This window comes from Metapseudomonas resinovorans DSM 21078 (genome assembly GCF_000423545.1).
Classification (GTDB): domain Bacteria; phylum Pseudomonadota; class Gammaproteobacteria; order Pseudomonadales; family Pseudomonadaceae; genus Metapseudomonas; species Metapseudomonas resinovorans.
Map to the genome: position 1 here is coordinate 301,850 of NZ_AUIE01000001.1, position 18,514 is coordinate 320,363.

18 protein-coding genes are annotated in these 18,514 nt (G+C 63.3%); 17 read left to right on the top strand and 1 reads right to left on the bottom strand.

What is annotated here, in order from left to right; genetic code table 11:
* Positions 1–54 precede the first annotated feature (54 nt).
* Entirely contained in the window at positions 55–270 is a 216-nt protein-coding gene (locus G559_RS30205) for a hypothetical protein (protein ID WP_155945660.1), read from the bottom strand.
* On the opposite strand from G559_RS30205, the gene flgF reads away from it, so the two are divergent.
* The 17 genes from flgF to G559_RS0101415 all read left to right on the top strand — a co-directional run bounded on the left by flgF (position 269) and on the right by G559_RS0101415 (position 18,494).
* Positions 269–1,012 (top strand): flagellar basal-body rod protein FlgF, encoded by a 744-nt coding sequence (flgF, locus tag G559_RS0101335; RefSeq protein ID WP_028626515.1) that lies wholly within the window; start codon positions 269–271, stop codon positions 1,010–1,012. The genes G559_RS30205 and flgF overlap by 2 nt on opposite strands.
* Positions 1,013–1,057: 45 nt before the next feature.
* A complete protein-coding gene (gene flgG, locus G559_RS0101340; RefSeq protein ID WP_028626516.1) occupies positions 1,058–1,843 on the top strand; it encodes a flagellar basal-body rod protein FlgG in 786 nt (261 codons plus the stop codon).
* 18 nt (positions 1,844–1,861) lie between these two features.
* Positions 1,862–2,575: a flagellar basal body L-ring protein FlgH gene (gene flgH / locus G559_RS0101345; RefSeq protein ID WP_028626517.1), complete on the top strand. Its 714-nt coding sequence runs from the start codon at positions 1,862–1,864 to the stop codon at positions 2,573–2,575.
* A gap of 11 nt (positions 2,576–2,586) precedes the next feature.
* A complete protein-coding gene (locus tag G559_RS0101350; protein ID WP_028626518.1) occupies positions 2,587–3,687 on the top strand; it encodes a flagellar basal body P-ring protein FlgI in 1,101 nt (366 codons plus the stop codon).
* A gap of 10 nt (positions 3,688–3,697) precedes the next feature.
* Complete coding sequence (gene flgJ / locus G559_RS0101355) at positions 3,698–4,858, top strand: flagellar assembly peptidoglycan hydrolase FlgJ (protein ID WP_028626519.1); 1,161 nt, start codon at positions 3,698–3,700, stop codon at positions 4,856–4,858.
* Positions 4,859–4,867: 9 nt separating this feature from the next.
* Entirely contained in the window at positions 4,868–6,922 is a 2,055-nt protein-coding gene (gene flgK / locus G559_RS0101360; RefSeq protein WP_028626520.1) for a flagellar hook-associated protein FlgK, read from the top strand.
* Positions 6,923–6,933: 11 nt separating this feature from the next.
* Entirely contained in the window at positions 6,934–8,184 is a 1,251-nt protein-coding gene (flgL, locus tag G559_RS0101365; RefSeq protein WP_028626521.1) for a flagellar hook-associated protein FlgL, read from the top strand.
* Between the two features lie 32 nt (positions 8,185–8,216).
* Entirely contained in the window at positions 8,217–9,548 is a 1,332-nt protein-coding gene (locus tag G559_RS0101370; RefSeq protein WP_028626522.1) for a UDP-glucose dehydrogenase family protein, read from the top strand.
* A gap of 150 nt (positions 9,549–9,698) precedes the next feature.
* A complete protein-coding gene (gene rfbF, locus G559_RS0101375) occupies positions 9,699–10,466 on the top strand; it encodes a glucose-1-phosphate cytidylyltransferase (RefSeq protein WP_028626523.1) in 768 nt (255 codons plus the stop codon).
* A complete protein-coding gene (gene rfbG / locus G559_RS0101380; protein WP_028626524.1) occupies positions 10,466–11,542 on the top strand; it encodes a CDP-glucose 4,6-dehydratase in 1,077 nt (358 codons plus the stop codon). The genes rfbF and rfbG overlap by 1 nt, the downstream gene beginning before the upstream one ends.
* Entirely contained in the window at positions 11,533–12,090 is a 558-nt protein-coding gene (locus G559_RS0101385) for a dTDP-4-dehydrorhamnose 3,5-epimerase family protein (protein ID WP_051246325.1), read from the top strand. Before rfbG ends, G559_RS0101385 begins: the two co-directional genes overlap by 10 nt.
* A complete protein-coding gene (locus tag G559_RS0101390; RefSeq protein WP_028626526.1) occupies positions 12,087–13,310 on the top strand; it encodes a class I SAM-dependent methyltransferase in 1,224 nt (407 codons plus the stop codon). Before G559_RS0101385 ends, G559_RS0101390 begins: the two co-directional genes overlap by 4 nt.
* Positions 13,307–14,431, top strand: a complete 1,125-nt coding sequence (locus G559_RS0101395) for a DegT/DnrJ/EryC1/StrS family aminotransferase (RefSeq protein WP_028626527.1) — start codon at positions 13,307–13,309, stop codon at positions 14,429–14,431. Before G559_RS0101390 ends, G559_RS0101395 begins: the two co-directional genes overlap by 4 nt.
* Entirely contained in the window at positions 14,428–15,147 is a 720-nt protein-coding gene (locus G559_RS0101400) for a WbqC family protein (protein ID WP_028626528.1), read from the top strand. Before G559_RS0101395 ends, G559_RS0101400 begins: the two co-directional genes overlap by 4 nt.
* A 167-nt stretch (positions 15,148–15,314) precedes the next feature.
* Positions 15,315–16,073: a hypothetical protein gene (locus G559_RS30575; RefSeq protein WP_051246327.1), complete on the top strand. Its 759-nt coding sequence runs from the start codon at positions 15,315–15,317 to the stop codon at positions 16,071–16,073.
* 2 nt (positions 16,074–16,075) lie between these two features.
* Complete coding sequence (locus G559_RS0101410) at positions 16,076–17,389, top strand: NAD(P)/FAD-dependent oxidoreductase (protein WP_028626529.1); 1,314 nt, start codon at positions 16,076–16,078, stop codon at positions 17,387–17,389.
* Complete coding sequence (locus G559_RS0101415) at positions 17,352–18,494, top strand: class I SAM-dependent methyltransferase (protein ID WP_081667875.1); 1,143 nt, start codon at positions 17,352–17,354, stop codon at positions 18,492–18,494. The genes G559_RS0101410 and G559_RS0101415 overlap by 38 nt, the downstream gene beginning before the upstream one ends.
* Positions 18,495–18,514: the final 20 nt, after the last annotated feature.

Genomic DNA, 18,514 nt, shown 5'->3' on the forward strand with positions numbered 1-18,514 from the left:
GCTTCCTCGGACCACTTTCGCCTAGCCTGGCTCTAGCTCGCGCGCTCATCCGTACTATGGAGTCCTATGGATTCCGGGCGGCAAATCCCCTTGCCGCTGGCGGCAGCCCTTCGCCGCCAGCGCTTTGACAAGGCCCTGCAAAGGGCCTTTTTCTTTTCTGAAAAATCCTTTTATTTCAGTATCTTGGGAATGATATTCGAGTTTGGCATGGCGCTTGCTGGATAGCCTGCAAAGAGCCAAGGGCGGCAACGCCCACTCGGAGAGATTCATGGACAAGATGCTTTACGTCGCGATGAGCGGAGCCAGCCAGAACAGCCTGGCCCAGCGTGCTCATGCCAATAACCTGGCGAACATCTCCACCACCGGTTTCCGTCGCGACTTCGAACAGGCGCGCTCCATGCCGGTGTTTGGTGACAGCTTTCCGTCGCGGGTCTATGCCATGACCGAGCGCCCGGGTACCGACTTCACCCCGGGTGCCTTGCAGGAAACCGGTCGTGACCTGGATGTGGCCATCGAAGGAGAGGGCTGGATCGCGGTCCAGTCCCCGGACGGCAGCGAAGCCTACGTGCGTACCGCCAGCCTGCAGATCGATGCCCTCGGCCAACTGCGCACCGGCAATGGTTTGCCGGTCATGGGCAATGCCGGTCCCATTGCCATTCCGCCGGAGCAGAAAGTCGAGATCGGCCAGGACGGCACCATCAGCATCCGCGCCCTGGGCGAGAGTCCCAACGTGGTGGCGGAGGTGGACCGCATCAAGCTGGTCAATCCCGATCCCAAGCAGCTGGAGAAAGGCAGCGACGGCATGATCCGGGTCAAGGACCCGCAGCAGTTGGTGCAGGCGGATGCCAATGTGCAGGTGACCTCCGGCTTCCTCGAAGCCAGCAACGTCAATGCCGTGGAAGAGATGACGGCGATCCTCTCGCTGTCCCGCCAGTTCGAGCTTTCCGTGAAGATGATGCGTACCGCCGAGGAGAATGCCTCGGCGATGGCGCGGGTCTTGCAGTTCAGCTAATCACCAGTACGCGGCGCCATGATTCCGGCGCCCGAGGAGAGATAGATGCTTCCGGCACTCTGGGTCAGCAAGACCGGCCTGTCCGCCCAGGACATGAACATGACCACCATTTCCAACAACCTGGCGAACGTGTCGACCACGGGGTTCAAACGCGACCGCGCCGAGTTCGAGGACCTGCTGTACCAGATCCGTCGCCAGCCGGGCGGCCAGACCAGCCAGGACAGCGAGCTGCCTACCGGTCTGCAACTGGGTACGGGTGTGCGCATCGCCGGCACCCAGAAGATCTTCACCCAGGGCAGCCTGCAAACCACCGAACAACCCCTGGACATGGCGGTCAACGGGCGCGGCTTCTTTCAGATCCTGATGCCGGACGGCACCGTCGGCTACACCCGCGACGGCAGCTTCCACCTGAACTCCGACGGCCAACTGGTCACCTCCCAGGGGTTTGCCCTGGAGCCGGCCATCGTGCTCCCCACCGATGTGCAGACCTTCACCGTGGGTGAGGACGGCACCGTTTCCGTCACCACCGCCGGCAACCCTGCCGCCCAGGTGATCGGCAACATCCAGACCGCCGACTTCGTCAATCCGGCCGGCCTCCAGGCCATCGGCAACAACCTGTTCCTGGAGACCGCTTCCAGCGGCGCGCCGCAGGTCGGCACTCCGGGCCTCACCGGTCTCGGGACCGTGCAGCAGAACACCCTGGAAAACTCCAACGTCAGCGTGGTCGAGGAGCTGGTGAACATGATCACCACCCAGCGCGCCTACGAGATGAACTCCAAGGTCATCTCCACCGCTGACCAGATGCTCGCTTTCGTCACGCAGAACCTGTAACGCCTTGAGGTAGTCGCCATGAACCGGCTGATCATTCTTCTCCCGCTGCTCGGTATCGCCTTTATCCAGGGCTGTGTGCAGCCGGCTCCGCGGCCGAACGATCCGTACTACGCGCCCGTACTGCCGCGCACGCCATTACCGGCGGCGCAGACCAACGGCGCCATCTACCAGGCCGGCTTCGAGACCAACCTCTACGACGACCGCAAGGCCTACCGCGTGGGTGACATCATCACCATCACCCTCAACGAGCGCACCCAGGCCAGCAAGAACGCCAACTCGCAGATCCAGAAGGACAGCAACGCCAACATCGGCCTGACGTCCCTGTTCGGCGGCGGCGTCTCGGTGAATAACCCCAATGGCGGCCTCAATCCGCTGGACGCCGCGCGCCTGTCCCTGGACGCGGAGTACAACGCCACCCGCGATACCAAGGGTGACTCCAAGGCAGGGCAGAGCAACAGCCTGTCCGGCTCCATCACCGTCACCGTCTCGGAAGTGCTGCCCAACGGCATCCTCGCGGTACGCGGCGAGAAGTGGCTGACCCTGAACACCGGAGACGAACTGGTGCGCATCGCCGGGATGGTCCGCGCTGACGATATCGGTACCGATAACACCGTGCCGTCCAACCGCGTGGCGGATGCGCGTATCACCTATTCCGGCACTGGCGCCTTCGCTGATGCCAGTCAGCCCGGCTGGTTCGATCGGTTCTTCATCAGCCCGCTGTTCCCGTTCTGATGAGGCTGACCATGAAGCGACTGATATCAGCCCTCTGCCTGCTGATTGCCGCCGGCACCGTTCAGGCCGAACGCCTGAAGGACCTGGCGAGCATCCAGGGCGTGCGTAACAACCAGCTCATCGGCTACGGCCTGGTGGTGGGCCTGAATGGCACGGGTGACCAGACCACCCAGACGCCCTTCACCCTGCAGACCTTCAACAACATGCTGGCGCAATTCGGCATCAAGGTGCCGGCCAACGTCGGCAACGTACAGCTGAAGAACGTCGCGGCGGTGTCCATCCACGCCGACCTGCCGCCCTTCGCCAAACCGGGCCAGACCATCGACGTCACCATTTCCTCCATCGGCAACGCCAAGAGCCTGCGTGGCGGCAGCCTGTTGATGGCCCCCCTCAAGGGCATCGACGGCAATGTCTACGCCATCGCCCAGGGCAACCTGGTGGTGGGCGGGTTCGACGCCGAAGGCAGCGACGGTTCGAAGATTACGGTCAACGTTCCCTCGTCCGGCCGCATTCCCTCCGGCGCCACCGTCGAGCGCCCGGTGCCGAGCGGTTTCGAGCAGGGCAATACCCTGACCCTGAACCTCAATCGCCCGGACTTCACCACCGCGAAGAACATCGTCGACAAGCTCAACGAACTGCTTGGCCCAGGCGTAGCCCAGGCCATCGATGGCGGCTCCGTGCGCGTCAGTGCGCCGCTGGACCCGAGCCAGCGCGTGGACTACCTCTCGGTGATCGAGAACCTGGAGGTCGAGGCCGGCCAGGCCGTGGCCAAGGTCATCATCAATTCGCGCACCGGCACCATCGTCATTGGCCAGAACGTGCGGGTTCAGCCGGCCGCCGTGACCCACGGCAGCCTCACCGTCACCATCACCGAAGACCCCATCGTCAGCCAGCCGGAAGCCTTCTCCGGCGGCCAGACCGCGGTCGTGCCGCGGTCCAGGGTCAATGCCGAGGAAGAGGCCAAGCCGATGTTCAAGTTCGGCCCCGGTACCACGCTCGACGAGATCGTGCGTGCGGTCAACCAGGTGGGGGCGGCCCCGTCCGACCTGATGGCCATCCTCGAAGCGCTCAAGCAGGCCGGTGCCCTGCAAGCCGACCTGATCGTGATTTAAGGGCATGGCGATGAACTCGAAACTCTCCGCAGGTCTCGCCACCGGCTCCAGGCTGGACAGCGGCGCCTACACCGACCTGAACCGGCTCAGCCAACTCAAGACCGGCAAGGATCGCGACAGCGAGGGCAACATCCGCAAGGTGGCCCAGGAGTTCGAGTCGCTGTTCCTCAACGAAATGATGAAGTCCATGCGTCAGGCCGGTGAGGCCTTCTCCGAAGGCAACTACCTGAACAGCAACGAGACCAAGACCTACCAGGAGATGCACGACCAACAGTTGGCCGTGACCCTGTCCAAGCAGGGCGGTGTGGGCCTGGCCGATGTGCTGACCCGTCAGTTGTCCAAGACCCGCCACTCGGATCGTCCGAACCCCTTCGCCCAGGTCCAGTCCGGTGTTCAGGCCAACTGGCCGGCACAGGGCAGCAAGCCGGTGGCGAAGACCGAAGAGGCCAGCGCCCCCGCGCGTGATGACTCCAGGCTGCTCAACCAGCGTCGGCTATCTCTGCCGAGCAGGCTGAGTGACCGTCAGGTGGCCGGCATCGTGCCGTCGCCCGAGCAGGTCGCTGGCACATCGCTGGCCGGCAAGGATTGGACCCCGGCCAAGACCTACGCCGCGCCGGAGCGCGAGTCGGTGGCCGGCGTCGATTCCACCAAGTCCGCCGGCAAGCGTGTGTTCGCCTCGCGCAACGAGTTCATTGAAACGCTGCTGCCGATGGCCGAGAAGGCCGCCGAGCGCATCGGCGTCGACCCCCGCTACCTGGTGGCACAGGCCGCGCTGGAAACCGGCTGGGGCAAGTCGATCATCCGCGAGGGCGATGGCACCAGCAGTCACAACCTGTTCGGCATCAAGGCCCACAAGAGCTGGGACGGCGAGTCGGCGCGGGTCATGACCACCGAGTACAAAGGCGGCAAGGCGGTGAAGGAAGCGGCGTCGTTCCGCTCCTACAACTCCTTCGAGCAGAGCTTCAACGACTATGTGAGCTTCCTGCAGAACAACGACCGCTACCAGCAAGCGCTGGATTCCGCGGAGAAGCCGGAGCAGTTCGTGCGCGAGCTGCAGAAGGCCGGCTACGCCACCGACCCCCAGTACGCCCGCAAGATCACCCAGATCGCTCGCGGCATGCAGATCTACCAGGCCGTTGCCGCCGTCGACGGCACGACCACCAGGATATGAGGCTGAGTCATGGCTGACTTACTGAACATTGGCTTGTCCGGGCTGCGCGTCAGCCAGAGCCAGTTGACCGTCACCGGTCACAACATCGCCAACGTCAACACCCCCGGTTTCACGCGCCAGAGTGCGGCCCAGGCGACCACGCTGCCGCAGTTCTCCGGTTCGGGCTACATCGGCAGTGGCGTGAGCCTGACGGATATCCGTCGCAGCTACAGCGAATTCCTCACCGCGCAGCTGCGCAACACCACCTCACTCAGCAGTGACGTGGATGCCTACAAGAGTCAGATCGACCAGCTCGATTCGCTGCTGTCCGGTACGACCACCGGCATCAGCCCGTCGCTGAAGAGCTTTTTCGCCGCCATGCAGACGGCAGCGGAGGACCCTGCGAACATTCCGGCGCGGCAGTTGGTGCTGTCCGAGGCCGAGGGCCTGGCGCGACGTTTCAACACCATCTACGACAGGCTGGCGGCGCAGAACGAATCGCTGAACAAGCAACTGTCTTCCGTCACTGACCAGGTCAACCGCCTGGCCGGGTCCATCGCCAGCCTGAACGACGCGATTGCCGTCGCCTCGGCCAACGGCAAGGAACCGAACGACCTGATGGACGCCCGCGAGGAAGCCATCCGCCAGCTGTCCACCTATGTGGGCGTCAGCGTGGTGCCGCAAAGCGACGGCACCCAGAGCATCTTCGTCGGTACCGGCCAGCCGCTGGTGGTGGGTAGCACGGCGAACCGCCTGGAGGCCGTCCCCGGCAAAGGCGACCCGACCCGTTTCGAGCTGGAATTTGTCAGCGGCGACTCGCGCCAGGGCGTCACCACCTTGCTCAGCGGCGGCGAGTTGGGTGGCCTGGTCCGCTACCGCGAGGAGACCCTCGACGCCAGTCTCAACTCGGTGGGCCGTCTGGCCCTCGCCATCACCGAACAGGTCAACACCCAACTGGGCCAAGGCCTGGACCTGAAAGGGCAAGTGGGTACGGCGCTGTTCGGTGACTACAACGATCCGGCGTTGGCGGCGCTGCGGGTCAAGGCGTTCTCCGGCAACAGCAATGCCCAGCCGGCCTTGAACATCACCAACACCAGTCTGCTTTCCACCAGCGACTACCAGATGGAATACGACGCCACGGCCACGCCGCCCTACACGGTGCGCCGCCTGAGCGACAACCAGGAGATGGTGGTTACCGACAGCACTCCGTCCGGCACGCTGACCATCAAGGACAGCGCGGGACGCGATCAGGGCTTCCAGATTGCCCTGGGCACGCCGCCGCCCACCACCGGCGACAAGTTCATCCTCCAGCCGACCCGCTCCGGTGCGCTGGACATGAAGGCCGTGCTGGACCAGGCGGACCAGTTGGCCTTCGCTGCGCCGCTGCATTCGGAAGCCAACCTGCAGAACAAGGGCACTGGCGCCATTGGTCAGCCGTCCATCAGTAACGTGCTCAAGCCCATGAGCCAGGCACACCTGGCGGCGATTTCCTCGATCACCCTGGACTACACCGCAGGCTCGCCCAGCGGCACCCTGTCGTTTTCCGGCCTGCCGGCTGGGGTGACCATCAGCCAGCCGGCTTCCGGAACCCTGAACGTGACGCCGGGGCAGACCAACGAACTGAGCTACACGGTTTCGGTGACCACCGGCACGCCGCCGACGACCCAGTCGTTCGAGATCAAGCAGAGCTTCAGCGGTCGGGCGGAGACTGGCGACAGCTTCAGCCTTGCCGTCAGCGCCAATGGCGTCTCCGACAACCGCAACGCGCTGAAGCTGGCGGACCTGCAGACCAAGGCTGCCGTTGGTGTCGATGCCCTGGTCAATGGCACCGGTTCGAGCTTCACCGACGGCTACGGCGACCTGGTCGAGCGCGTTGGCACCCTCACTGCCCAGGCGCGGGTGGACAGCGAAGCCAGTGCGGCGATCCTCAAACAGGCCACCGACAACCGGGATTCCCTGTCCGCTGTCAGCCTCGATGAAGAGGCGGGCAACCTGATCAAGTTCGAGCAGTACTACAACGCTTCGTCGCAGGTGATTCAAGTTGCGCGCAGCCTGTTCGATACCCTGATGAACACCTTCCGCTGACGGACCCGGCCATGCGAATTTCTACCATCCAGCAATTCAATAACGGCGTGATGGGGCTGCAGCGGAACTACGCCAATGTGACCCGTACCCAAGAGCAGATCAGCACCGGCAATCGCATCCTGACCCCCGCGGATGACCCGGTGGCGTCGGTGCGCCTGCTGCAACTCGACCAGCAGCAGGGCATCCTCGAGCAGTACAGCTCCAACCTGACGGCGGCCAAGAACAGCCTGACCCAGGAGGAGGCCACCCTGGAGTCGGTCAACACGGTGCTCCAGCGCGTGCGCGAGCTGGCCGGGGAAGCGGGCAATGGCGCCCTCAGCGCTGCGGACCGCAAGTCCATCGCCGCTGAACTGCGCGAACGGGAAGATGAGTTGCTGAGCCTGATGAACACCCGCAACGCACGCGGCGAGTACATCTTCTCCGGCTTCCAGGGCAAGACCCAACCCTTCGTGCGCAACGCCGATGGCAGCTACAGCTATGAGGGCGACGAAGGCCAGCGCAAGCTGCAGATCGCCAGCTCGCTGCAAGTGGCCATCAGTGACAACGGCAAGGCCATCTTCGAGAACGTGATCAACGCCGGCCGCCTGGACAGCGCCCTGACCAACAGCCCTGCCGGCTCCACCCTGAGCCCCTCGGCGCCGTTGGTGCAGGACGAGGTCGCGTTTTCCGGCAATCCGCCATTTCCCAATGCGGGTGTGGAGATCGTGTTCGGCAACCCGGACGCCAACAGCTACGAGATTTTCGAACTGGGTACGACCACCCCGGTGCTCGGCAGCGGTGCCATCGACAGTGATGACACCACCGCCGACCAGGTGGTGTTCCGGGGCGTCAATATCAAGTTCGACGGCCTGCCGGTTGGCGGGGAAACCATCGAAGTCACTCCCCAGGCCAGCCAGCAGAAACAGGGCATCCTCGACACCATCGCGAACCTGCGCATGACCCTGGACAACGCCCCCGACACGCCGGCCGGCAGCCTGCAGGTCCGGGATTCCGTGGCTGAGGCCCTGACCAACCTGGACAACGGCATGACCGTGGTCGACTCGGTGCGCGGTGGCATCGGCGCTCGCCTGAACGTGGTGGAGTCCACCCTGACTGACAACGAAGACGTGACCCTGGTGAACAAGGCCGTGCAGGCTGACCTGCGCGAGCTGGACTATGCCGAGGCCCTGTCGCGGCTGTCGTTCCAGTCGATCATCCTGGAAGCGTCGCAGCAGAGTTACGTGAAGATCGCGTCGCTGACGCTGTTCAATAAGCTGGGCTGATTGGCACGCCGCCGGAGCCTTGGGGAGCGGGAATGAATATCGGTGTTTTCGGGGCGGGTTACGTCGGCCTGGTGCAGGCTGCCGTGCTGGCCAACGTTGGCCACAACGTGCTGTGCATTGAAAGCGATGCCGGCAAGCGGGCGATGCTCGAGCGTGGCGAGGTGCCGATCTTCGAGCCCGGCCTGACGGGTATGGTGCAGTCCAATGTCCAGGCGGGGCGCCTGCGCTTCTCCGGCTCGCTGGAGGACGCCGTTCGCCATGCCCGGGTGCAGTTCATCGCCGTCGGCACGCCATCCGATGCCGAAGGGCAGGCGGACCTCAGCCAGGTGTTCGAGGTGGCCAGGGGCATTGCCAGCGTCACCGGAAACGACCAGGTCGTCATCAACAAGTCCACCGTGCCGGTGGGCACCGCCGACGAACTGCAGGCCTTGATGAGCCAGGTCCTTGCCGAGCGTGGTCGTCGCGAACTGCACATCGACGTGGTGTCCAATCCCGAGTTCCTCAAGCAGGGCGCGGCGGTGAGCGATTGCCAGCGGCCCGACCGGATCATCATCGGTTCCAGCGAGCCCGCCAGCATCGAACTGCTCCAGGAGCTCTACAACCCGTTCAACCGCAATCGCGAAAAGATCATGGTCATGGATCGGCGCAGCGCCGAGCTGACCAAGTACGCGGCCAACTGCTTCCTGGCCACCAAGATATCTTTCATGAATGAGATGGCGGGGCTTTCCGAACTCTTCGGTGCCGATATCGAAGCGGTGCGCCGTGGCATTGGCGCCGATCCGCGCATCGGCTACGACTTCATCTACCCTGGCTGCGGCTACGGCGGCGCCTGCTTCCCGAAGGATGTGAGCGCGCTGAAGGCATCGGCAAAAACCGCCGGCCACGAGCCAGCGATCCTGCATGCGGTGGCCACGGTCAACGAGCGGCAGAAACGCAAGGTCGGCGAAAGCATTCACCACTACTACGGCGGCGATCTGCGCGGCCGGGTCATTGCCCTGTGGGGCCTTGCCTTCAAGGCCAACACCGGGGATATGCGCGAAGCGCCGAGCCGGACCTTGCTGGAGCAGCTCTGGCGGGCCGGCGCGCAGGTTCGCGCCTACGACCCGGAGGCAATGCCGGAATGCCGTCGCCTCTACGGCGAGCGGCCTGACCTGGTCTTGCTGGACAGCAAGGAAGAAGCGCTTGAAGGGGCCGATGCGCTGGCCATCGTCACCGACTGGCAGAGCTTCAAGGCGCCGGATTTCGACCTGATCCGCAATACCCTCAGAGACGCCCTGATCTTCGACGGGCGCAACCTCTACGATCCCCGCGTGATGCAGCGCTACGGCCTGCGCTACCACTCTATCGGTCGTCTCCCGGCCTGATCGATCCCCCAGGATATCCACTCCGGCGAAAGCCTCTCGGCCGGGTGGCCTGCTTATTGCAGAACCTGGGCATCGAACAACAGCATGCCGACTAATTGACAGGTCGGTACGCCAGGGAGAGCACGCTCCCCTGGCCCCAAGGGGGTAGTGATGAAGGCGGTCATTCTTGCCGGAGGCCTGGGCACTCGCATCAGCGAGGAGTCCCACCTCAAGCCCAAGCCGATGATCGAGATCGGCGGCAAGCCAATCCTCTGGCACATCATGAAGATCTACTCCCATTACGGCATCCAGGATTTCGTCATCTGCCTGGGCTACAAGGGCTACGTGATCAAGGAGTACTTCGCCAACTACTTCCTGCACATGTCCGATGTCACCTTCGACATGTCGAAGAACACCATGGAAGTCCATCAGCGCTACGTCGAGCCCTGGCGGGTGACGCTGGTCGACACCGGGGAAGAGACCCTGACCGGTGGCCGCCTGCGTCGCGTCCGCGAGCATCTCGGCGACGAGCCGTTCTGCTTCACCTACGGCGACGGCGTGGCGGACATCGACATTGGCGCGCTGGTGGATTTCCATCATTCCCACGGCAAGCCGGCCACCGTGACCGCCATCCAGCCGCCGGGGCGTTACGGCGCGCTGGGCCTGGATGAGGAGCGGGTCGGCAGCTTCCAGGAGAAGCCTGCCGGTGATGGCTCCTGGATCAATGGTGGCTTCTTCGTGCTCGATCCCTCGGTCATCGACTATATCGACGGCGACCAGAGCAGTTGGGAAGGGGCGCCCTTGATGCAGCTGGCGGCCGATGACAAGCTCATGGCATTCCGCCATCGCGGCTTCTGGCAGGCCATGGATACCTTGCGCGACAAGAATCAGTTGAACGACCTCTGGTACGGCGGCCGCGCGCCCTGGAAGGTCTGGTAATGGGCCAATTCGCCGAGCGTTATCGCGGGCGCCGGGTCCTGGTTACCGGGCATACCGGCTTCAAGGGCAGTTGGCTGACCGCCTGGCTGGTCGAACTGGGGGCCGAGGTGACTGGCGTATCCCTGCCTGTGGAGGCTGATGGCGACGCCCGCCACTGGACAGCGCTGCAACTGCCGGTAACAGACCTGCGCGGCGACATCCGCGACGCCGAATTCCTGCGCGGAGTAGTCGCGGCCCAGCGTCCCGAAATCGTGTTTCACCTGGCTGCCCAGTCCTTGGTCCGGCCGTCTTACCGCGACCCGCTGCTTGCCTGGTCCAGCAACGTCATGGGGACCGCCAACGTGCTGGAAGCCTGCCGCCAGGTAGAAGGCGTCGAGGCCGTGCTGGTGGTGACCACCGACAAGGTCTACGAGAACCATGAGTGGTCCTGGGGCTATCGTGAGTCTGACGGGCTGGCCGGGTACGATCCCTACAGCGCCTCCAAGGCTGCTACGGAGTTGCTCTGCGACAGCTACCGCAAGTCCTTCTGGCAGGAACGGGGCCCGCTGCTGGCCACCGCGCGGGCCGGCAACGTCATCGGTGGTGGTGACTGGGCGGAAGATCGCCTGATTCCCGATCTGGTACGTGCCGTTCAAGCGGGCCGCGAGCTGGAAATCCGTTCCCCTTCGGCCACCCGGCCCTGGCAGCACGTGCTGGAGTGTCTCTCCGGCTACCTCTTGCTCGGCCAGCGCCTGCTGGAGGGTGATCGTGCCTGCGCCGAGGCCTGGAACTTCGGTCCTTCACCCGAGGCCAACCGACCGGTGGCGCAAGTGCTCGATGCGCTGCAGCGGCACTGGCCGGCCCTGGGTTGGCGTGCCACGTCCAGTGATGGCCTGCACGAGGCCCAACTGCTCTACCTGGACAGCGCCAAGGCGCGGGCGCGCCTGCGCTGGACGCCGGTCTGGGCGCTGGAGACTGCCCTGGAAATAACCGCTGACTGGTATCGCCGCGACCTCGCCGGCGAGGGGCCAGCCACTTTCGAACAACTGAAACGCTTCGGCGAGGCGGCGCGCCAGGCGGAGTGTGTATGGGCTTGAACCTGGCCACTACGCCCATCGACGGCCTGGTGCGCGTCGACTGTCCTTCGCATCGTGATGAGCGTGGCGCCTTCACCCGCCTGTTCTGTGCTGACAGCCTGGCGCCCTTGCTGGGCGAGCGACGCATCGTGCAGATCAACCAGTCCCGCACCTGCGCCGTCGGTGCCGTGCGTGGGTTGCATTTCCAGCATTTTCCCCATGCCGAGATGAAGCTGGTGCGCTGTACGCGCGGCCGAGTGTGGGACGTGGTCGTCGATCTGCGCCGTGGGTCGCCCAGCTTCCTGCGCTGGCATGCGGAGGAACTGAGCGCTGAGAACCAGCGCATGCTGGTGATTCCGGAAGGGTGTGCCCACGGCTTCCAGGTACTGGAGACCGACAGCGAGCTGCTGTATCTGCACACCGAGTTCTACCGCCCCGACGCCGAGGGCGGTCTGCGCCACGATGACCCCGCACTGGCGATCGCCTGGCCGTTGGAGGCGCGCGACCTGTCGCAACGTGATCGCCAACATTCTTTCCTCACCCCGGACTTCATCGGACTGGCCCCATGAACTGTCGGCATTGCCATACCGCGCTGCAGCACCCATTTCTGGACCTTGGTCATGCGCCGCCGTCCAATGCCTACCTGACCGCTGCCGACCTTGCCCGGCCCGAGCGCTATTTCCCGTTGCGCCTGTGGGTCTGCGACCAGTGCTGGCTGGTGCAGACCGAAGACTATGCCGAGGCCGGCGAGCTGTTCGATGCCGAGTACGCCTATTTCTCCTCCACCTCCAGCAGTTGGCTGGAGCACGCACGCCGCTATGCCGAGCGTATGCATGAAAGTCTCGGACTGGGCGCGGACAGCCTGGTGATCGAGGTCGCTTCCAATGACGGCTACCTGTTGAAGAACTTCGTTGCGGCGGGCATTCCCTGTCTGGGTGTCGAGCCCACTGCGAGCACCGCTGACGCGGCCGAACGTCTCGGCATTCCGGTGCTGCGCGAATTCTTCGGCGAGGCCCTGGGCCGGCGCCTGGCGGAGGACGGTCGTCAGGCGGACCTGCTGATCGGCAACAACGTGTTCGCCCACGTGCCGGACATCAACGATTTCTCCCGTGGCCTCAAGGCCGTGCTCAAGCCCGGTGGCACCCTGACCCTGGAGTTTCCGCACCTGTTGCGGCTGGTCGAACTGGTGCAGTTCGACACCGTCTACCACGAACATTTCTCCTACCTGTCGCTCTACAGCGTCGAGCGCATCCTGACGGCCGCCGGCCTGCGAGTACACGACGTCGAGGCGTTGACCACCCATGGCGGCAGCCTGCGAATCTTCGCCTGCCACCAGGAGGACGAGCGCCCCTGCTCGGCGGCAGTGGATGCCGTACTGCGGGCAGAGGCGAGCGCCGGCTTGCGTGACCTGGCGATCTACAGCGGTTTCCAGGCCAGGGCGGATCGGGTGAAGGACGATCTGCTCGGCTTTCTGCTGGAGCAGAAGCGGGCAGGGCGACGAGTCGCCGCCTATGGTGCCGCAGCCAAGGGCAACACCATCCTCAACTACGCCGGGGTCAAGCCCGACCTGCTGCCCTGGGTGTTCGACGCTGCGCCGTCGAAGCAGGGCAAGTACCTGCCAGGCAGCCATGTGCCGATCTGCTCCCCAGAGGAGCTGGACGACGTGCGGCCCGACCTGCTGTTGATCCTGCCGTGGAACATCGCGGATGAGGTGATGCGGCAGAACGAACGCATTCGCCAGTGGGGCGGGCGTTTCGTCACGGCCGTACCGACGTTGGAGGTCAAATGAACCCGCGTATCCAGTACACCCGGCCGTCCATCTCCGAGTTGGAGGTGCAGTACGTGACCGATGCTGCCCGCAATGGCTGGGGGCCGCGCTGCTACGAGTACATCGAGCGCTTCGAGGCTGCCTTCAAATCTCACTTGGGCGTGAAGCACGCCATCGCCACGTCGAGCTGCACTGGCGCCCTGCATATGGGCCTGGCGGCGCTGGGTGTCGGTGCCGGCGACGAGGTCATCCTGGCGGATACCAACTGGATCGCCTCAGTCGCGCCGGTCGTGCACCTGGGGGCGACGCCGGTATTCGTCGACATCCTCGAGGACTCCTGGTGCCTGGATCCGGCTCGAGTCGAAGCTGCCATCACGCCGCGAACCAAGGCGATCATTGCCGTGCACCTGTACGGCAACCTCTGTGACATGGAAGCGCTGCTGGCCCTCGGTGAGCGCCACGGCATCCCGGTGGTGGAGGACGCGGCCGAGGCCATCGGCGCCCAATACCAGGGGCATCGTGCCGGCAGCCTGGGGCGTTTCGGGGCGTTCTCCTTCCATGGCACCAAGACCATGACGACCGGCGAAGGCGGCATGTTCGTCACTAATGATGATGAGCTGTACGAGCGTGTGCTGAGCCTGTCCAACCACGGCCGTGTGCGTGGCCAGACGCGCCAGTTCTGGCCCGACTTGCTGGGCTTCAAGTACAAGATTTCCAACCTGCAAGCGGCCCTGGGGTGTGCCCAGGTCGAGCGGATCGACGAACTGATCGAGCGCAAGCGCGGGATTCTCACGGCCTATCGACACCGCCTTGAAGGTCTCGCCGGCCTCAGCCTCAACCCGGAGCCAGCCGGAACCCGCATCGGCGCCTGGATGCCCACCGTGGTGTTCGCTGCCGAGCTTGGTGTCTCGCGCGAACGGCTACTGGCGCGCTTCGCCGAGGACAATATCGACGCGCGGGTGTTCTTCTACCCGCTGTCGGACCTGCCGATGTTCGAGGGCTACCGGAAACCCGACGGCGGCAATGCGGCCAGCATCGCTGCACGGGCCGTCAACCTGCCCAGCTTCCACGACATGTCCGAGGTGGAGATCGATCGGGTTTGCGCGGTCATCGAGTCCCTGCACCGCGAGGCTGGCCGGTGAGCACCGTGGTGATTTCCCAGCCGATGTACTTCCCCTGGGTGGGGTTGTTCGAGCAATGGCGGCTGGCCGATGACTTCGTGTTCTTCGATGACGTGCAGTTCGCCCGCGGCTTCATCAATCGCGTGCAGTACAAGACGCCGACCGGCAGCAGTTGGCTGACTGTCCCGCTGCGCCAGCACAGCCGCGATGCGCGCATATGCGACCTGGAATGCTCGGAAGAGGGCGGTTGGCGCGACAAGCATCTGCGCAGCCTGGCGCTGTCAATGGCGGGAACGCCGTACCTGCAGGACGCCATGGGCCTCGCTGAGTCGGTGCTGCTGCGCCGCGAGCTGAGTTTCTGCGAGATGCTGATCGACGGCATGCAGGCGGTGGCTCGCTACTTCGACCTGCTGGAGGGAAAGCGGCTGCATCGCTCCTCGCAGCTCGGGTTACCGGGGCGTAAGAGCGAGCTGATCCAAAGGCTGGTGAGCCACCTGGGCGGAAGCCGCTACGTGACCGGTATGGGGGCGTTGAACTATCTCGATCACCCAGCCTGCGAACAGGCCGGTATCGAAGTCTGTTACATGGATTACCGCAAGCACGAATACCTGCAGAAATTCGCGCCCTTTACCCCCTATGTCACCATCCTCGATCTGGTGGCCAATTGTGGGCGGGAAGGTCGGAGTTTCATCGCATCGGGCGTTAAAGGCTGGCGGGAAGCTCAGGTCGCTGGGTGATGTCAAGCATGAACAAGCAGCGTGAAGACGGTTCCGCATACAAGGGAAGAGCCTGCCAGCCCGTTCTGGGAGTTTCGTCGCCGGGCCGCCCTGGTCGCCTGTCGTCTTGGGTCGAATCAGTCGTCTGCCGCTGTCGCTGGCTGGTTATCAGCATTTAAGGAACTGCCATGGATCAATCCAACCCACGCAATTACCTCGACGGCGAAAAACGATACTTCGCTGAAGTTGGCGATTATTTCGAGCAGAGCTCCGGCACCTTCACCGAGAAGGCGCATGCCATGGCGCGCTTCATGCCGCGTCAGTCGTTCAGTTACATGCTGGCGCGCGTCGAAATCTACAAACGTATCTTGTCTTTGCACGGCTCGGTGTTGGATTTCGGCATCCATCGCGGCGCGTCGTTCTTCACTTGGCTGCAACTCAACGCGATTTATGAGCCCTACAACCACAACCGGAAATTCATTGGCTTCGACTCGTTCAATGGCTTCTCGATGCTGGGAGAGAAAGATCACGGCGGTGAAGACATCGCTCTGAAATGCCAGGGCGGCATGGCGTTCTCGCAGGGTATGGCAGAGATACTTCGCGGCCTCGAGTTACACGACCTGAACCGTCCGCTTGGCCATGTGAAAAACGCTTTCGTGATTCCGGGCGATGCCGCAGAGGGGCTCGCGCAGTACTTGCAGGAGCATCCCGAAACGATCGTGGCCATGGCCAATTTCGGCCTGGGACTCTATCAGCCGACGTTGGAGTTGCTGTCGCAGATCAAGCCGCGACTGCAAAAAGGCAGCGTGTTGGCCTTCGAGGAACTCAATCAAGCCAACTGGCCGGGCGAGACCCGGGCCCTGTACGAGGTGTTCAGTCCGGACGAAATCCGGCTGCTACGCGACCCAATCTGCCCGCACCTCAGCTATCTGGTTTACGGAGACTGACTATGCCCAGTGCCGTGATCATCGGAGCTTCGATAGGCGGCCTAGTGGCCGCAGCCCAGCTGAGGAAGTTGGGCTGGAATGTCACCCTGCTTGAAAAAGGGCGAACCCTCGGGGGGCTGTACACGTCAGTGGATACCCCCTTCGGTGTTTGCGAGCTGGGTATGCACGTTCTCTACGTTGGGGATGCGCAGCGAGACCTGCTGGTCGAGATGTTCGGCGCCGACGTATTCATCGAGAAGCGCGGCGTGGAGGTGGATATCGGCTCTTCGTTCAATTGGGGGGGACTCAATCCCAACAGCATCTATCCCGATGTCCGTGGTCTGCCCGAGCGGGAACAGATACGTCAACAGATCCTGAAGCGACAGCAGCAGGGTAGTGGCGACAGTGCTATCAGCGAACTGTGCGCGCGCTTCGGGACCGTTGCGGCGCAACGGGTGGTCGCCCCCATTCTCGAAAAGCTCTGGAAACGGCCAGCAGAAGCGCTAGCTCCCGGAGCACTCCACTGCTTCTTTGACCTGCGGCGGATCGTCCTGTGTGATAAGTCGGAAACCGATTCTCTGAAGCAGGATCCATGGCTGGACGCCGTGATCGGGAACCCCTTGCAGGCTCAGCCAGCCGGGGAGGTTTACGGCGGTCGCAGAGCGTTGTTCTTCAGCTCCGCCGGCCATGACCTTTCCGTTCGTGCGCTGGATTACTTGCAGGGGTGTGGCGTTACCGTCGAGCTGGGTTGTGATGTGTGTCTGGAGGACGATGTGCTGATTTGCGATGGTCAGGCGCTGCACGAGCATTTCGATGCCTGCATCCTGGCCGGTCCGCTAGCCGCGCTGGACCCTGCCGTGATGGAGAGTCTCGACAGCGTCGAATTGTCGATCCTGTATTTCAGGGTCGAACCGCTGACGATGCCGATTTACTACGTGCTGTGCCATGCAAGCGAGTTGGCGGCCAGCCGCATAGTCAACTATGGCGCTTACAACTTCCAGCATGCGCCTCACCTTGATGGGATTATGGCCGTCGAGGTGGTACATGAGATCGGGCAGCCTCCGTCGCTGGAGCAACTGACCGGTGAACTGCAATCAGTGCTGCCCGAAATCATTGTGCTCGATAGCTATGTGCTGCCACGTCGACTTCGGGTTGCCACGCCGAGCCTGGCCAATGCCGCCAGGCTGGATGAGCTGACCCGGCGACTCAGCGATCGGTCGGGGTTCCAGGTGCTCCACTTCACCGGCACACGCACTGACAAGGGCGTGTTCTTCTCCCATCAGACTATTGGAGCCGCGCATGCAGCCGCACTGGATTGCTCACAAAAACTGCCTTGAGATCGCTTCGATGCCGTTTTACTGGCGGCTCAGTGATCGCAGTGTTTCCGTTCCCGGCATAGAGCCGCGCATGCCGGTACGCCTAAAGTTGAACGCTGAGTTCGACTACTTGGAGCTCGCACTGACGGCCACGGAGCAGGCCGGTCTGGATCTTGCTTATCGGCAGGATGCCAACATCGGTTTCATCAACCCCGAGTCCGGGCAGATCGATACCTATGGGGCGAGCGTGAATGCGTTCTTCCTGGAGTCGGTTCAAGCGGCCCAGCCGAAGAAAATCTTTGAGATTGGCTGCGGAGCGGGCTTCAGCATCGAGTTCATGCGTCAACGTGGCTGGCAGGTTACCGGTATTGATCCCTCCGAATATTCGTTGCGGTGGAGCAAGCGCCTAGGTTTCGAATTGATCAACCAGTTTTTTGATGTGGATGCTATGGGGTTGCACGCGGATTTCGTTTTCTGCAACGACGTCTTCGAGCACGTAGGGGCTGTGGTCGAGTTTTCCCGGAATGTCTGCAAGGCTCTGGTGCCTGGGGGTACCTTCGCTTTTGCGACGACCAACTCGACGCAGTCGATCATGGTCGGCGACATCTCGATGCTGGAGCACCAGCACGTCAATATGTTCACGGAAACATCCATTGGTCGAATCCTGCGGGCGGCCGGATTCAACGAGGTGCGAATCGACAGGGGCTCCTATGGCAATACGTTCCATGTCGTAGCACGCAAGGGAGCCGGTTCTTTCCAGTCGGAAGAGGGGCGGCCCGTTTGTGATGGCTATTTCGAGCGTGCACAGCAGAGAATCGAGGCATTCGCGGGGCTGTATTCGAACTTCGATGGTCGTTGCGGCTACTACGCACCGTTGCGCTGCATTCCTTACTTGGCCACGGTGGGCGATTTTGGTGAACACGACCTGTTCGACTCCAACCCAAGCTGGCACGACAAATTCATCGATGGCTATGCACGCCCCATCCGCTCGCCGCAGAACATCGTCCCCGGCGAGCATTGCGCTTTCTTCGTCGGGTCCACCACGTTCTTCGAGGAAATTCGCAAGGGGTTGGTATCACGGGGCGTTGCCGCCGGACTAATTCACGGCGTCGGTACCCTGGTATGAGCCAGGCCATCTTGAAGGCT

Bases quoted from the DNA above. Each gene is read 5' to 3' on its own strand.
- flgF (WP_028626515.1), top strand. From the start codon at position 269: ATGGACAAGATGCTTTACGTCGCGATGAGCGGAGCCAGCCAGAACAGC.
- G559_RS30205 (WP_155945660.1), bottom strand. From the start codon at position 270: ATGAATCTCTCCGAGTGGGCGTTGCCGCCCTTGGCTCTTTGCAGGCTA.
- flgG (WP_028626516.1), top strand. From the start codon at position 1,058: ATGCTTCCGGCACTCTGGGTCAGCAAGACCGGCCTGTCCGCCCAGGAC.
- flgH (WP_028626517.1), top strand. From the start codon at position 1,862: ATGAACCGGCTGATCATTCTTCTCCCGCTGCTCGGTATCGCCTTTATC.
- G559_RS0101350 (WP_028626518.1), top strand. From the start codon at position 2,587: ATGAAGCGACTGATATCAGCCCTCTGCCTGCTGATTGCCGCCGGCACC.
- flgJ (WP_028626519.1), top strand. From the start codon at position 3,698: ATGAACTCGAAACTCTCCGCAGGTCTCGCCACCGGCTCCAGGCTGGAC.
- flgK (WP_028626520.1), top strand. From the start codon at position 4,868: ATGGCTGACTTACTGAACATTGGCTTGTCCGGGCTGCGCGTCAGCCAG.
- flgL (WP_028626521.1), top strand. From the start codon at position 6,934: ATGCGAATTTCTACCATCCAGCAATTCAATAACGGCGTGATGGGGCTG.
- G559_RS0101370 (WP_028626522.1), top strand. From the start codon at position 8,217: ATGAATATCGGTGTTTTCGGGGCGGGTTACGTCGGCCTGGTGCAGGCT.
- rfbF (WP_028626523.1), top strand. From the start codon at position 9,699: ATGAAGGCGGTCATTCTTGCCGGAGGCCTGGGCACTCGCATCAGCGAG.
- rfbG (WP_028626524.1), top strand. From the start codon at position 10,466: ATGGGCCAATTCGCCGAGCGTTATCGCGGGCGCCGGGTCCTGGTTACC.
- G559_RS0101385 (WP_051246325.1), top strand. From the start codon at position 11,533: ATGGGCTTGAACCTGGCCACTACGCCCATCGACGGCCTGGTGCGCGTC.
- G559_RS0101390 (WP_028626526.1), top strand. From the start codon at position 12,087: ATGAACTGTCGGCATTGCCATACCGCGCTGCAGCACCCATTTCTGGAC.
- G559_RS0101395 (WP_028626527.1), top strand. From the start codon at position 13,307: ATGAACCCGCGTATCCAGTACACCCGGCCGTCCATCTCCGAGTTGGAG.
- G559_RS30575 (WP_051246327.1), top strand. From the start codon at position 15,315: ATGGATCAATCCAACCCACGCAATTACCTCGACGGCGAAAAACGATAC.
- G559_RS0101410 (WP_028626529.1), top strand. From the start codon at position 16,076: ATGCCCAGTGCCGTGATCATCGGAGCTTCGATAGGCGGCCTAGTGGCC.
- G559_RS0101415 (WP_081667875.1), top strand. From the start codon at position 17,352: ATGCAGCCGCACTGGATTGCTCACAAAAACTGCCTTGAGATCGCTTCG.